General features: G+C 68.4%; 14 protein-coding genes. All 14 read right to left on the bottom strand.

The window, feature by feature from the left end; genetic code table 11:
- Nucleotides 1-1,846 (bottom strand): filamentous hemagglutinin N-terminal domain-containing protein (locus Q0Z44_RS08075; protein WP_298011656.1); only part of this gene is annotated, 1,846 nt, incomplete at its 3' end.
- 23 nt (nt 1,847-1,869) lie between these two features.
- Nucleotides 1,870-3,393, bottom strand: coding sequence for a POTRA domain-containing protein (locus Q0Z44_RS08070; RefSeq protein WP_298011657.1), 1,524 nt, complete (start codon nt 3,391-3,393; stop codon nt 1,870-1,872).
- Between the two features lie 225 nt (nt 3,394-3,618).
- Nucleotides 3,619-4,896 carry a hypothetical protein gene (locus Q0Z44_RS08065; protein WP_298011655.1) on the bottom strand — a complete coding sequence of 426 codons (1,278 nt, stop codon included), beginning with the start codon at nt 4,894-4,896 and terminating at the stop codon, nt 3,619-3,621.
- Nucleotides 4,897-5,001: 105 nt separating this feature from the next.
- Nucleotides 5,002-5,919, bottom strand: coding sequence for a PEP-CTERM sorting domain-containing protein (locus Q0Z44_RS08060; protein WP_298011654.1), 918 nt, complete (start codon nt 5,917-5,919; stop codon nt 5,002-5,004).
- A 369-nt stretch (nt 5,920-6,288) separates the two neighbouring features.
- On the bottom strand, nt 6,289-7,185 hold the full coding sequence (locus Q0Z44_RS08055) for an ankyrin repeat domain-containing protein (protein ID WP_298011653.1): 897 nt from the start codon (nt 7,183-7,185) through the stop codon (nt 6,289-6,291).
- A gap of 2 nt (nt 7,186-7,187) precedes the next feature.
- Nucleotides 7,188-8,057, bottom strand: a complete 870-nt coding sequence (gene epsA, locus Q0Z44_RS08050) for an XrtB/PEP-CTERM-associated transcriptional regulator EpsA (RefSeq protein WP_298011652.1) — start codon at nt 8,055-8,057, stop codon at nt 7,188-7,190.
- 96 nt (nt 8,058-8,153) lie between these two features.
- The gene (locus Q0Z44_RS08045; RefSeq protein ID WP_298011651.1) at nt 8,154-8,597 is read right to left on the bottom strand and encodes a type II secretion system protein; all 444 of its coding nucleotides are present in this window, start codon (nt 8,595-8,597) and stop codon (nt 8,154-8,156) included.
- The gene (locus Q0Z44_RS08040) at nt 8,594-8,974 is read right to left on the bottom strand and encodes a prepilin-type N-terminal cleavage/methylation domain-containing protein (RefSeq protein WP_298011649.1); all 381 of its coding nucleotides are present in this window, start codon (nt 8,972-8,974) and stop codon (nt 8,594-8,596) included. Before Q0Z44_RS08040 ends, Q0Z44_RS08045 begins: the two co-directional genes overlap by 4 nt.
- Before the next feature lie 11 nt (nt 8,975-8,985).
- Nucleotides 8,986-9,474, bottom strand: a complete 489-nt coding sequence (locus Q0Z44_RS08035; protein WP_298011648.1) for a type II secretion system protein — start codon at nt 9,472-9,474, stop codon at nt 8,986-8,988.
- Nucleotides 9,464-11,683 (bottom strand): secretin N-terminal domain-containing protein, encoded by a 2,220-nt coding sequence (locus Q0Z44_RS08030; RefSeq protein ID WP_298011647.1) that lies wholly within the window; start codon nt 11,681-11,683, stop codon nt 9,464-9,466. The genes Q0Z44_RS08035 and Q0Z44_RS08030 overlap by 11 nt, the downstream gene beginning before the upstream one ends.
- Before the next feature lie 2 nt (nt 11,684-11,685).
- Entirely contained in the window at nt 11,686-12,303 is a 618-nt protein-coding gene (locus Q0Z44_RS08025) for a hypothetical protein (RefSeq protein ID WP_298011646.1), read from the bottom strand.
- On the bottom strand, nt 12,303-12,881 hold the full coding sequence (locus Q0Z44_RS08020) for a hypothetical protein (RefSeq protein WP_159099057.1): 579 nt from the start codon (nt 12,879-12,881) through the stop codon (nt 12,303-12,305). Before Q0Z44_RS08020 ends, Q0Z44_RS08025 begins: the two co-directional genes overlap by 1 nt.
- On the bottom strand, nt 12,878-13,507 hold the full coding sequence (locus Q0Z44_RS08015) for a hypothetical protein (protein WP_298011645.1): 630 nt from the start codon (nt 13,505-13,507) through the stop codon (nt 12,878-12,880). The genes Q0Z44_RS08020 and Q0Z44_RS08015 overlap by 4 nt, the downstream gene beginning before the upstream one ends.
- Nucleotides 13,504-14,169, bottom strand: a complete 666-nt coding sequence (locus Q0Z44_RS08010) for a hypothetical protein (RefSeq protein WP_298011644.1) — start codon at nt 14,167-14,169, stop codon at nt 13,504-13,506. Before Q0Z44_RS08010 ends, Q0Z44_RS08015 begins: the two co-directional genes overlap by 4 nt.
- Nucleotides 14,170-14,197: the final 28 nt, after the last annotated feature.

Below are 14,197 nucleotides of genomic sequence, written 5' to 3'. Positions count from 1 at the left end.
GGGCCTGATCCAGCGACACCGACGTGCCGGCCCCGCGGCCCAGCACCGAGGTCAGCAGTTGCCCGGCGTCATAACGCTTGCTGCCCCCGGACACATCGAGCTTCACGCCATCGGCCACCACCAACGCGCCATCGGCCTCCACTCGGAGGTTGCCGCCGCGAACGGACAGCTCACGTGCGGTGCGCTCGATGAGGTTGTAGGCGCCTTTCACGTTGGCCACGGCGACCGGCTTGCGTGCATCGAAGTACACCTGGTTGCGATACAGCACCCCACCACGCTGCACGGGCGTGTCGGCCAGCTCGTTCTGGTAAAGGTTCAGCATGAGCTGGTTGCGGCTCATGGGCAACGCCACGTCGCGCAGGCCGGCCACACTGAGCCGCACATCCCGGTCGATGAAAAGGCTGGCATCCTGCGTGGCCGTGCCTTCACCGTTGAACAGCGGGTTCTGCTGCGTGGCGGCGGCCATGATGGACAGGTTGCCCGACACGGCTTCAACCAGTGCGCCCGCGCCGATGCGGATGTCCTTGCCGAAGAGCTCGATCGTGGACCGGTAGAAGGTCTCGGCGTCCTTCTGTGTGGCGCTCTCCTCGCTGGGCGTCACGCGGGTCACACTGCCGGCGCCGATCTCCAGTTGGCCGAGGTTGCCGTTGACCACGTTGTCCGCACTCGCTGTGGTCGACTGCACCGCGTGCAGCAGGATGGCGCCGTTCTGCCCCTTCACCGCGGTCGTGGCTGACAGCTTGCCCATCTGGCGCACCACCATGCCGACCAGGTTGATGCGGCCCTTGTCCGCCACCACCTCGTTGATGCGCTGCTCCAGCCCGGTGGTGCCGGTCTCGTTGGACACCGTCTCGCCATCGCGCACGGTGTACGTGCCCGTGGCCGCCTGCTCCACGGTGTTCACGCCGGCGCGGGTCGGCGTCACCATCGGGTCGAACGCATCGACCGTGACCCACAGGCCGCGCTGCGCGGCGTCGGTCGAGCTGAACAGATAGACCTTCTGACCCGCCGCCATCACGGTCTGCCCGGACGGGGTCTCGATGCGGCCCTCGTTGTACACGCGGGGCGCCACGAGGATCACGTCGCCGCCGGCCAGCGCCTTGATCTCGGCACCGCGCTCGACCGACACAAAACCCTGGTCCTGCTGGTCGGTGCCGCCGAAGGTGGGGGTGCTGCCGCCCTGCGCCGAACGGATGCCTTTCAGGAAGGTTTCGTCGGCCAGTTTCAGCGCCGTCGCCACGAAGCGCTGGGTGTCCACCCGCGCCGTCGGGCCGAACAGGATGCCGTTCTGGTTCTGCAGCAGCACCTCGCCATTGGCCTGGATGCGGCCCAGGATCACGCTGGCCTGGTTGTCCCAGATGTTGTTGAGCGCCGAGCCCCCTGTGGGCTGAACGAAGCGCACGGTGTAGCCAGGGCCGATGTCGAAGGTGTCCCAGTTGATGATGACGCGGTCATCGAACTGGTCAATGCGCATCGTGCGGGGGTCGGTGGTGTCGATGCGGAAGCGGTTGACGTCCACCGGGTTGCCGGGTGTCTTGCCGCTGAAATCCCTGAACCGCTGGGGCAGGTTGGCCATCGGCCGCCCCGCTGCCGCCTTGTCGGCCATGACGGCGGCGCTGCGCGGGATCAGCGTCGACAGGGGCATGCCCCCCGCCGCATGCGCGCCACACGGGTCCCAGGCGCAAGCGGCCAGCACCACAGCGGCCGCGCCACCCAGACCCGAGGCACCGCCACGGGCGCGGCATTGGCCGCTGGCCGACTTGCCTGCGCTGCGGGCGGTTTCGGCGGCGGGCACACACATGCCGCGGCGACGGTCGAACACCAGACGATGGACGTGCTTGTTCATGGCGGGAACCTGTGGAGAGTCGTTCAGAAAGCCTGGCGAACGCTGAGTTCCCAGCGTGGCTCACGGCGCGTCGCGCGTTCATCGCCGCCGCTGGAGGCAGCACGCACCGTTTCGTAGATGGGCATGGCGACATCCAGCGAGGCGTTCAGGCCCTCGCCGTTGCTCAGCCGCCAGCCCAGGCCATAGCTGCCCATGTGCACGCGGGCGCGCTGCCCCTCCAGCGCGTTCTTCAACATCAGGCTGCCGCGATCCACAAAGACCAGCGAGCCCAGGCGCCAGCTGCCCGACTGCCACAACGGCGGGCTGGCCCCTTCGACCCGCAGGCTCCAGCCCTGGTCACCGGCCTGCTCGTAGTCGTAGTAGCCGCGCACGCTGTCGATGCCGCCCAGCGCGAACTGCTCACCCGATGCGACCGGGCCGGAAGCCAGCTGGGCATCGGCACTCAGATCGACCTGCCAGCCGCCACCCACTGCGCGGCGGTGCGTCATGCCGAATCGCCAGACCAGAAAGTCGGGGTTGGCGCCTGCGCGCTTGCATTCGAACTGGTCGAGCCGGCGGCCATCGCAGTCGACTTCACGCCCGGCCCAGCTGCGGCTTGAGCCGGCCAGCGCGGTGCGCACGGTGCTCTGGTCGCCCCCACCGTGATCCCAGGCGAGGTCGTATGCCAGGTTGAGCACCGGGTACTTCAGCGCCGGCTTCTGTGTCGAGAAGCCGGATCCCGTCACCGACCGATCTCGGTTGTGCTTGCGGTCCAGCCCCAGCGACCAGCTGTGGCTGACAGGCCATTGCCATGCCGGCAGTTCGTGCCGCCACCGCAGGCTGTAGAAGGTACCGCGCGTGATCGTGACACCGCCCACCGAGGTGCCGGCACGCGTGTCACTGGCGCTGTTGGTCACAGCCAGGCTGAGGCTGTCAGCGCGGCTCAGCGGCAGGTCGTACACCGCCGAGACGACGTTGGCATCGCTCGGCCGGGTCGGCGCCACTTGCCAGCTCAGGCCGAGGCTGTGGCCGCGTTGAAAGAGGTTGCCGTACGACGCGACGGCTTCCAGCCGTCCGCGCTCGGTGTTGTAGGCCTGCCGGGAATTGAGCTCCACCGAGCCCTGAGCCGGCCGCTTGTCTTCGACCTTCAGTTCGACGTCGATGCGATCGGGTTGATCGCTGGCCCCGATCACCGGCGTGATCTGGCGCGCCGGGGTCTGCAATTCGGCTAGCTCATCCTGCACGGCCGGGAAGTAGGGCAGTTGTCCCGCCGCCAGACTGGGCACGCCTTCACGGATCCGGCTGGGCAGGTGATGCTTTGCCCCGGTGACGCGCACCTGCTCCACACGGGCCTCGGTTACCTCCAGCCTGACCTCGCCGGTGTCCACCCGCTGGTCCGGCAAACTCACCACCACCGACAGGAATCCGGCGTCCTGGTAAGCCTTCTCGAGCGCCTCACGGGCGGCTTCGATGTCCTTGAAGCGGCGGCCTGGGCCGAGGTAGGGCGTCAGGATCTGGCTCACCACCCCATCAGACAGCGCAGAATTGCCCTCCACGACGTACTCCATGACGTCGAAGACCGGTCCACTCCCGGCGTCCTGGGTTGCGCCCTGCGCCCATGCAACGGGCACATGGGCGATCACGCCCAGACTCAACAACACAGGGGCCCACGCACAGGACAGATTTTTCATTTCTACCAACAACAGAAAGCGACAGTCCCCTGGCGAGGGGACTGTCGTCATGCAAGGTGCCTGGCCCCGATTGGGTACCAGGCGTCAGGGCATGTCCCTCGATCAGCGACGGGTGTAAGGCACAGCCGAGTTGCCACCGCGGCCGTACTTCGACTCGACACCGGTCAGGAACAGGCCGGGGGTCGAAGCGCCAGCGGGCAGGGCGCCGTTCATCGCATCGACGATCGGGGCACAGGTGCCTTCGGGGCAGTACGCCACGGTCTCGTAGACGAAGTCGTAGCGGCCGGCGATGGCGCTGGCGGTCTGCGACGATTCGGCGACGCCTTCGGCGAAGGCCACGTCGTTGAGCTTCACGAAACGGTAGGTGTCGGTGCCGCCCAGCGGGTTGTTCTCGGCCGACAGCACGCCAAAGCGGAAGTCGGTGGAGGTGGCCGGGGTGGTGTCGTTCAGGCAGGCGCGCACGTTGCTTGAGCTGGCGTTCAGGATCGAGGAGTAACGCGAGCCGACGGAAGCGCCCGAGCTCACGACCTGCACCTTGCCGCCGACATCGGCCGTGGCTTCATAGTTCAGGAAGTACAGCTGAGCAGCCTGCTGCGTGCCCGAGGTCTGGGGGCGCATGCAGTAGCTGATTTTGGTGGTGTTGCCCGGGATCAGCAGGCCGCCGCCCAGCGACTTGGCGCCGCTCGCAGCCGTGTTGCTGTTGATGAGGGTGGCGATGTCAGCCTTGCTGATCGACGGCTGGCAGGCGGCCGTGGCGTTGCCGATGGCACACGAGGATGGCACCTGGCCGGTCGTCTTCTGGTACGTCTGCAGGGCTTCGTACAGGCGCTTGTTCACGGCCACGCCGAAGACCTGGCTGAAGCCGGCCGGCGTGAAGTCTCCCGCGTTGTAGCTGGGGTTGAAGTGGTTGCCTTCGACGTCCAGGTAGCCGCCGTCGGACGTGGCCGACTCGTTGGTGCCCGTGCAGTTGCGCATGCTGCCCGCACCCATGAAGGACAGCGAGCCCGTGCCGGCGCCGGCGATGGGGGTGCACGTTGCGGTGAGCGCATTGATGAAGCCAACCTTGACGTTGCCGCCTGCGGTGGCGTTGATGACGGCGTTCTCCGAGCCGCCCGACACGTTCACGCGGACTTCGTCCTCGCTGATGCCTTCGAAGTCGACATCGCACTTGCCGGTGAACACGTTGCCCAGCGAACCGGTGGAATCACCGATCTTGTAGAGGGTGTAGGTGCCGCCGGCGTTCTCGCACAGCACCTTGGCGGCACGCGCCACGTTGATGGAGGAAGCAGAGGCGCCGGTCAGACGGGCCGGGCCGGCCGCCAGGGCCTGGGACACGCCGCACACGGCCAGCGTGGCGATCATCAGCTTGGACAGGTTCATGATGGTTCTCGATTTCAGGAAGAAGCGGGCTTGACAAGACCGGGCGGGCAGGCCGCCCGGTCGACTGCTTTCAGGTTCTTATGCGAGCGTGATCGGACAAGCCGATCAGCGGGCAGCGCGGCGACGAGCCACGCCGACGGCCAGCAGGCCGATCAGGGCCAAGGCGTAGGTTTCGGGCTCGGGCACAGCGGCCGTGACGGTCGGCGTGGTCCAGCTCAGGGTGTTGTTCACTGCATCGAAGTGGAAGGTGCCCTTGTCGTTCAGCAGGTCGGCCTTGTTCTCGGCGTCGGCCTGGTTGCCGATGGCCCACTCGTCGCCTTCACCGTCCAGCAGCCACAGGTTGGTCTTCTTGTCCAGGGCCGTGCCCATCTGCCACTTCAGGTTGGCTTGCCAGTTAACGCCAAACTGGGCCATGCGGGGCACGAAGCCGGCGTCGGCGCCGTTGTCGGCGTAGTAGGAACCGTTGTCGATGCCCACGTTCGGGGCCAGCAGCTTGGCGGCCGCGTCAACCAGGTCCGAACCACGGGCGGCGGCGTTGCTGTTGAAGCCGGCATCCTGGCCATTCAGCTGAGTCTGGGTCGGCGTACCCGAGGTCAGCGCCAGGTCGGGGGCGATCAGGACTTCGCCTTCTTGATGTCGAATGCCTGCCGCGGCGATGCCCCAGCGCGCTTCATTCTGCTGGGTGCCGCCCAGGAAGGAGGACACGGCGGAGAAGTCGTTCTTCGCGGCCACGGTCTTGCCGTTGAAGGTGATCGTGTTGGCGCTGAAGTTCCAGACCACCGAGACATTGGTGCGCGACAGCGCGCCTTCGGCGATCGTCTGGCCGCCGGCGGTGGTGTAGCCCGGCACGAAGTCGCTCAGGTTGAAGCCGAGGTCCACAAAGGCCGAGCTCTTCGACGTACCGGTGTTGTCGAACGCAACGAACAGGACCGAGCTGTTGAAGTCGGTCCAGCCGGAATTCACCGAGGCCTGTGCGGCACCCGACAGGGCCAGTGCGGCCAGGGCGATCAGTTTGAGTTTCATGTGCTTGCTCCGTGAAAGGGTGGTTCCCGTTGATCGGGAGGGTGAAAGTCGACAAAGGTGCTGCGATCCCGTCTGCAGCCCCTTCAGCGCCAGCGCAGTATTCGGAGCCGGCGTGACACCGCGATGGGGGGCGCCATGAGCCGGAATGCACATGGCGCCGCGCCGATCGGGCCATCCATGAGCCAAGCGGCACAAGGGTCGGCACCAGGGCGCGGACCCCGAGTCGGCCCGCTGATCCGAACGGCCCATGCAACGGGATGCGCAGTGAAGACGACGGTCAGCAGCCCCCCCGGAAGCAAGGGGGTCCCAAGAAGCGACAAGCCCCGCGGGATGCGGGGCTTCATCAGGCAAACTGGCTTCCAGTGCAGACTACGGTGCGGTGGCCAGCTGCGGCAGGGGCTCACGCATCTGCGCCAGCAGCAGCGCGGTCAGCGGGCTGGTGGGGCGTGCGCCTTGTGCCATCAGCGCATCGGCCACATGCGCCTGCCGCCCAAGCGCCGCCGCATGCAACGCATCGCGTCCGTGCTTGTCAGGCGCCGTCATGGCCACCCCATGCTGCAACAGCAGCCTCACACCTTCCAGCCGACCGCGGTAAGCGGCCTCGGCCAGAGGGTGCCGCCCTTCGGCGTTGTAGAGCCGCTGCCATTGCGCGGCCGGCCGAGCGGCCAACAGCAGTTGCGCCGCCCCCAGCTGCCCTCCAGCCAAGGCCAGATGCAGCGGCGTCTGGCCGCGCTGGCTGAGCGCCATCGGCTCGGCCCCCTGCCGCAACAGCTCGCGCACCATGGTGTCCTGTCCGATGTAGGCCGCCAGCCCCAGCGGCGTCATCCCTTCATGGCCGCGCGATTCAATGGGTGCGCCGCGTCGCAGCATCTCGCGCACCAAGGGCACGTCGCCCAGCCGAATGGCCAGCGTCAGGGGTGTGCGCCACGCTTCGTCCACCACATCGAGTCGCGGGTTTGCCGAGCGCAGGTGCTTGAGTGCACCGGCACCGTCGCTGCGCAACAAGTGGGTCATCAGCGCCTGCTCGGCGGCCGGCAAACCCGCCGACCTCGGTGCTGTCAGCGGGCCGCCGCGCCCCACATCGGCCAGAGACGCATCGCGGGCCGCAAGGGGCGCCCCGGCTGCCGCCGCCCGCCCGCGCACAGCCACGCCATCGGTGGCATCGGACAGTGCATCGATCGATTGCGCCTGCGCGCACGAAACGCCCAGCACCGCGGGCAGCAGCACGCCGCGCGCGAGCGCGCAAAAACACAGCTTGTCTTTCATCGTCACACCGAAGAGCGAGGGTCTGTTGCGTCCCGCAATGGCATCGCATCGGCGCTGCCCTGTGTGGCGCCGAGCGCATTCATGCTCATCGCCTTGGCCACGGCCTGAGCCCGGTTGGCCGCACCCAGCTTGCGCAGGATCTTCTGCACATGGTTCTTCACGGTCAGCCCGCTGATGCCCAATTGCTCGCCGATCTGCTGGTTGCTCATGCCATCGCGCACCCAACGCAGGATCTCCCGCTCGCGTTCAGTGATGGCCGGCTGGCGCCCCGTCAGGTGGCCAATGGCCAGGTCCATGCCCGCCGGCACATCGCGGGATGGCGAGATCAACCGCTCGGTTACCGCTACGCGCTGATACGTCAGGTGCAGACACGGCAGCAGCATGCCGAAAGAGGCCACGGCGAAATCGTCGTAATCAGCTTCATGGCGCATCAGGATGAAGAGGCTTTCCAGCTCGTCCGCCCGTCCGGGCCGGGTCGTGCCATGCACCAGCATCTGCCGGTAGCCCACATCGCGAAGGCGCGCGCCCAACGAACCTTCCTGCAACTCGGCAGGCGTCGGGATGCTGACCTTGACCGCCTGCTGCTGCCCCCTTTGCCAGGCGTGCAGCGCCTGCTGAATCAGCACCGACCGCGAGTCCAGCAAGCCGACAATGATGTCGGCCGGCATCGGTAGGCTGTTAAACAGGTCAAACGACAGGGCGCGGGTTTCGCGGTCATATGCACCGCACAGCGCAATCGTGTGGGGCAGCCAGCGCTGAAGGTCGCCCTGGCTCCAGACAAAGAACTGGTGTCTGCGGCACACCTGAGGCGCGCCTTCCATGACACGCAGCAGGTACTCGGACTGCTCCGGCGCGAAGGGGTTGGGTTGCATGGCGGCCGTGTGAAGAATTCACAGCAGCATAGAGAGCGCCGATGACGATTTGTTGACTTCTGTGAACGGCATGTCGCGATCGGTACACAACGTGTCTCAAGGTGCGCTGATGTCGAACCGCCACGCTGCATAGCTCTCGATGCCGGCCGGCGCCAGCAGCGGGCGCTGCGTCGACAGACTGAAAACGCCCACGATGGCGCCGTCTCCCGGCTGGCGGAGCAGGCCCCACTCTCCCCGGGTCACGGGATCGGGCCACACGCGTCGCAGGTGGCGCACGGTCTGGCCCGTGCGCTGATCCTCCAGCAGATCCTCCAGCCGCAGGGGCAGACGCCGCACGCCGTCGGCCACCGGCACCTGGCTGTACGACGTCAGCGCAGCGCGGATCTGCTCACCGCGCCACTGAAGCTCGGTGTCAGCCTGCCGCCGTGCGTCCATGTGCCACGAGCGGCCCGCCGCGGCCAGCATGAAGCCACCGATGGCCACCCACCACAGCAGCAAAACATAGGTGAACCCCCGATCGCGCCGCAATGTGCACCTCACCACTGTCCATACGGCAGGCCATTCTGGCCCCGCCCGGTCGCGCCACTGCGCACATCGGCCATGCCCCCAGCCACCGCGCTGTCCGCAGGCGGCGGCAGCATCTGCCAGCTGTGGCGGGATCCGGTCAACGGGTCTTCGGGAATCTGCCGCAGGTAACCTCGCTGCACCAGCTCATCGAGTGATTCGGGATACTGGCCGCGGTCCGCGGTGTACTTGTCGATGGCATCACGCATGACATTGAGCGAGGTGCGCAGGCTCACTTCACGAGCCTGGTCCACCGTGCGGTGGTAGCGCGGCGTGGCGAGGCTGGCCAGCAACGCGATGATGGCAAACACCACGATCAACTCGATCAGCGTGAAGCCTCGCTGGCCTGGCATGCGGGAGTGTCTCACCATGATCGGTACGGCGTGCCATCCAGCCCGTTTCCGGGCGTGCGGGCGTAAACGTCGAACACATCGGTGCCCGGCATGGGCGCATCCGGCGGGCTGGCGTAGCTGCGCAGTCCCCACGTGCGCTCGGCCGGCACATCGGGTGCCGCAAAAGGGTCGCGCGGCAGGCGCCTGAGAAAGTAGATGCGCACCCCTTTCGGGTTGCTGGCATCCGGCACGCCCGTCACCAGCACCTCAAGGGAAGGGGGCCAGCCGGTGTCGTCGCTGCGCTTTTCGATGCGCCCCTGCTCCCACGCCCGGTGGTAGGCGTCAAGCGCCGAACGGAGGGTGCGCAGGCCTTCACGCAGTTCCGTCTCCTGCTGACGGCGCTTGTGCAGGGCCGCGAGCGGCATGGCCGCGCTGGCCAGGATGCCGGCAATCATCACGACCACGATCATCTCGATGAGCGTGAAGCCGCGCGCCGATGCGGGCCGGTGGTCAACGTTCATGGTCCGCATCGGCCGGGTCGTCCTGCGGGGCCACGGGCCCGGCCGATGCCGGCGCCACGGTGCCGCCCCTCACGCGCATCTTCAGCGGCGTGCCACCCAGATCCAGGCCGATCTCGGTGTCGGCCTGCCGCACGTCTTCCCGCACCTTGAAGGTCAGGGTCACCTGTTCCTGGCCCTGCAACGCGACGCCCAGGCCTCCCGTCTTCGTGGCGCCGACGGGCTCGACGACGCTCAGGTCCACCATCAGGTTGGCCGACAACGGCACCGCCCCGTTGTTGCGCACAGACACCGAGAACGTCGCCCCCGGCATCACCTCCTCCGGCCCGGACAGCTGGGCCGGCTCGGCCGCCATGCCGCCTCGGGAGGCAGCGCCCGACGGATCGTCGCGCTGACCCGCGGGCGCCCCCGACACGCCACCGCGACCGGTGGTGCCCCGGGCGTCCCCCTGACGCAGCATCAGCGGCACCGCGCCCGGCTGCGCCTCCGTGCCCGAAGGCATCAGCGCCGACGCCGACGCCGGCTGCACGATGTTGCGCAGCACGCGGGGCGTCACCAGCAGCACCACCTCGGTCTTGTCCCGCGTGTTGGAAACGGTGCCGAACAGATGGCGCAGCAGCGGTACATCGACCAACCCCGGAATGCCCGTCGCGCTACGGCTTTCTGAGTCATTGAGCAGGCCGGCCAGCACCTGGGTCTCTCCGTCGCGCAGGCGCAAGGTGGTCGAGGCCTGGCGCGTACCGACCTGGTAGGCCAGCGAACCATCGTTGCGGGTGGTCTTGTCGGTGACGCTGCTGACTTCCAGCGCCACCTTCATCGTCACATCTCCGTCAAGCTGCACCTGCGGCTCGATGTCGAGCTTCAGGCCCACGTCGATGTAGCTGACCGACGACGTGACGCCCACGTTGGCGGTGCTGGTGGTCGTGAAGACGGGCAGCTTCTCGCCCAGCAGGATCTTGGCCTTCTCCCGATTGCGGGCCCGGATCTTGGGGTTGGCCAGCAGGTTGGTGGCGCCCCGCGTCGCCTTCAGCGTGGCCAGCGCCAAGGGGTTCGCCGTGCTCCAACGCAGATCGGTCAACGAGGTGATGGAGGCCACACTGTCGGGCACGCCGTAGCTTGCGGTGGACGGCCAGCTCAGTCCCAGCTGGTCCACATCCTTGGCGGACACCTCCAGCACCTCCAGCTCCAGCATCACTTCCGGGTCCGGCACGTCCAGGTTTTCCACCAGCCGCTCGACGATGCGCATCACCTCCGGGGTGTCCCGCACGACCAGCAGGTTCAGGCGTTCGTCCACGAACACGTCCCGGGTCTTGGCGATCGTGCGGATCAGCGTCTGAGCCTGTTTCGGGTCGGCATTGACAAGGTAGAACGAGCGGGTGACAGTGTCCAGCAGGTCGCGCTGCTTCTGCTGTGTGCCGGGAAACACCAGCACCGTGTTGTCGTTCAGCAGTTTGGCCCCGAGCTGCTGCGTGCTGAGGATCACGCGCAAGGCCTCGTCGACCAGCGTCTGCCGCAGGAACAGCGTCACCTTCGCCTCGCTGCGCACGTCCTTGTCGAACACGAAGTTGACACCCGCCGCCCGCGACAAGGCCTCGAACACGTTCTTCAGCGGCGCGTCGCGGAACTCGAGCGTCACCGGCTGCGTGGCCGATGCGAGCGCCCGGGTGGCCTGCACCCGCGTCTGCGCTTCCCGTGCCGACTGGATGCGGGCCAGCAGGGCACGGGCATCCGAACGGGCCGGGTCCTCGGCCAGCAAGGCGCGCAGCGCAGCTTCTGCGCGCTCCGGTGCCTGCGCATCGAAGGCTGCCTGTGCCTCGGTCATCAGGCGCTGCTGACGCTGGCGTCGGCTCACTTCGTCGCGCAGGGCGGCCGTGCGTGGGTGCTCCGGCGCGGCCGCCTGCATGCGGCGCAGCACATCGGCCACCTCGTCCAAACGCCCCGCCTGGCGCGCCTTCTCGGCCTGCACCGCAAGCTGCGACACGGCCATCTCCCGCTGCTGGAACCAGGCCTGCCGCACGGACGAATCGCCCGGCGTGGCCGCAATGGCCGACTGCAGCAAGGTCGCTGCGGCCTCATGCTGCCCCGCCCTCGCCAGATCCTGGGCCTGCCTCACCACGGGGGTGGTACACGCGCCGAGCGCGACCAGGCCAGCCAGTGCCACGGTCAGCAGCGTCCGGCGGGCCGGCATCGGGGACATCACACACAGCTTCATGTTCATCTCATCGTGGTCGTCTGGGCCTGCATCAGCGGCAGGTAGGTCAGACGCAGGGTTCGGTCTTCGATGCGGTCCACCCGCCACTGACCTTCGATCAACTCGCCCTCGGACACCACCCAGGTCGACACAGGGCCGGCCACGATGGCGCGTTGACGCGCACGCGGCGCCGAAGCCGCGTTCACCGTGTCTTCGAAGCGGCCGATCCAGCGGTGAGGGAAGGGGGGCGCCTGCGGGGGCGGGGGCGCGGTCTCGGGTGGGGGCGGCGGAGGCGGCGGAACCACCGCCCGCCAGGCGCTGCCCGGCGTCTGGCCCGGCGCCGGACCCGACGCAGCCACCCGATGCTGCCAGCGCACCACCGCAGCCAGCAGGCGGGCATCGTCCGCAGACGGTGCCGAAGCTGTGCCAGCCGCTGCACGCGCCCGATCGGGGGCAGGACGTTCATTGCCGGGTCGGTCCACGGCCGGCTCGGCGCCCGGGGCGGGTGGCCGGCCGTCACCACGGGCCGCGGCGGGATCGCGCTGGCGCGCCGCCGGCAACGCCGCGTCATCGTCCTGCATCGACAGCCAGAGGGTCAGCCCCAGCACCACCGCCAGCACCCACATCAACGGCTGCCGCATCACGGTCTCCCCGCCAGGCGCCACCACAGCGACACGCTGACCTGAGCCTGCACCATGTCGCTGGCGGGATCACGCCGCTCCAGCGTCAAGGCATCGATCCCCACGGACGGCATCGGCTGCAGGCACGCAACCCATCGGCGCACCGCGCTGTACGGCCCCTGTATCGGCATCGCCATCCGCTGGCGCCACAAGCCCTCTGCCCCGGTGATGGGGACGCGCTCGCCACGGTATTGCAGGCTGTCGATCTGCAAGCCTTCGCGGGCGGCGCACTGCAGCACACCGTCCTGCAACGCCACCCGATCGGCCTGCACCGGCAGGGATTGCCAGAGCAGCGCCCACGCGGCCTCGGGCGCAGCGGGCGCCTTCGGGCCGCTCGTCTCGGCACCCGCTGTCGTACGTGAGGCAGACACCGTCTGCAGACGATGACGCAACGCCCGGTTGTCGGATGCGGCCTGATCCACTTCGGCCTGCTGTGCCGGCATCAGCGTGGACTGGGCCCACAACGCCCCCCCGATGAAAACGATGCCCGCGGCGCCGGGCAGCCCCAGCAAGGCCCATGCATCTCGCAACACCTTCATCGCCCCGCCTCCGGCCATGTGGCGTCCACCCGCCACACATGCTCGCCTTGCCCGTCGGACACCGGTTGGGGCAGTCGCTGGCGCCCCCGCAGCTGGGCCTGTGGCCCCAGACTGTCCACCCACCGCAGCGCCGTGCGGTCGTCCGGGACAGCCGCCTGCAGCTGCGCTGCGCCCGCCTCGCCCGCCCCTTCGGCACGCCCGACCTGCAGCCTCAACCCGGTGAGGACGACCCGCGCGCGGGTTGCCCGCTCGTCGGCACCATCCAGCGTGGCCAACCAGTCGTGCGCCAGCACCTCGGCCATCTCGGCGGCGTGCCGCCATTCGCTGCGCGACATCTGCGGCGCAGCGGACCGCGCCTGGCCAGTCGATGAGCCCGTGGGCGCTTGCATCTCAAGGCGTGCAGAGAGCTCGGCCTTGCGCACAGCGCGCCCCAGACGCTGGCCTTCCGCCTGCGTGTCGGCATGTGCCTGCTGCAGCGAGGCCACCTCGTCGCTCACTTGCAAGGCCATCAACAGCCCGACGCCCAGCAGGGCCCAACCCCAGACACTCGCACGGCGCCGAGGGCCCACAAAGTCGATGGCATCGGCCCAGGCGGGCCTCACATGCAGGAAGGACCACCGCGTCACGGCGCATCTCCCGCGGCAAACGGCAGCAGCCGTCCGCTGATCAGGCAGGTGTCGGCGTCCACACCCATCCGTTGCAACAGGTCGATGCCGGGTTCATGCCCCAGCCCGTCCGCGCACACGTCCTGCCGCTCGGACCAGACCGACCAGGCCGGCGGCGTCGTGTCCGTGCCCGCCTGCCATTGCCACACCGTCCTCAGGCCCGGCTCGCTCGCCACCCAGGTCACCGCCCCCCCGGGCGCGGCGATCACCGTGTCCGACCACGACTGCGCCGGCGCCACCCACCAGGGCACCAGGCGCTCGATGCGCACGCCATGCCGGGAAGCCATGTCGAGCAGCTCGTCCAGCACACGGCGCGGCAGCCCGCACACCAGCGAGGGGCCATCACCCGGCAAGGCTCGCCACAACAGCTCGTCCACCAGTTGCACCGGAGACAAGCCAGTGGCCTGAGCCCACACCTCGCGGGCCGCGTCGATGCGGTCCTGAGCCTCGCGCCCGGCATCAGGCCCCACCAGCGTCAGAAAGAAATGGCCAGACAAGGCCAGCTCGCAACGCGCACCCGGGTTGGCTGCACACCACGCGTGCCATGCGCTCAGCATGTCGGTCAGGTCCGGCATGGCCATCGCCCCGTCGCCCGTGCCTGCCGGCTCGGCAGGCCGTCTCATGGCCTGCGCACCGGGCCCCAGCCAGACG

Origin of the sequence: uncultured Aquabacterium sp. (assembly GCF_947366995.1) — a bacterium.
Taxonomy (GTDB): domain Bacteria; phylum Pseudomonadota; class Gammaproteobacteria; order Burkholderiales; family Burkholderiaceae_C; genus Aquabacterium.
Note: the sequence above shows the minus strand (reverse complement) of the source record. Positions and strands in the feature narration are given on the sequence as shown.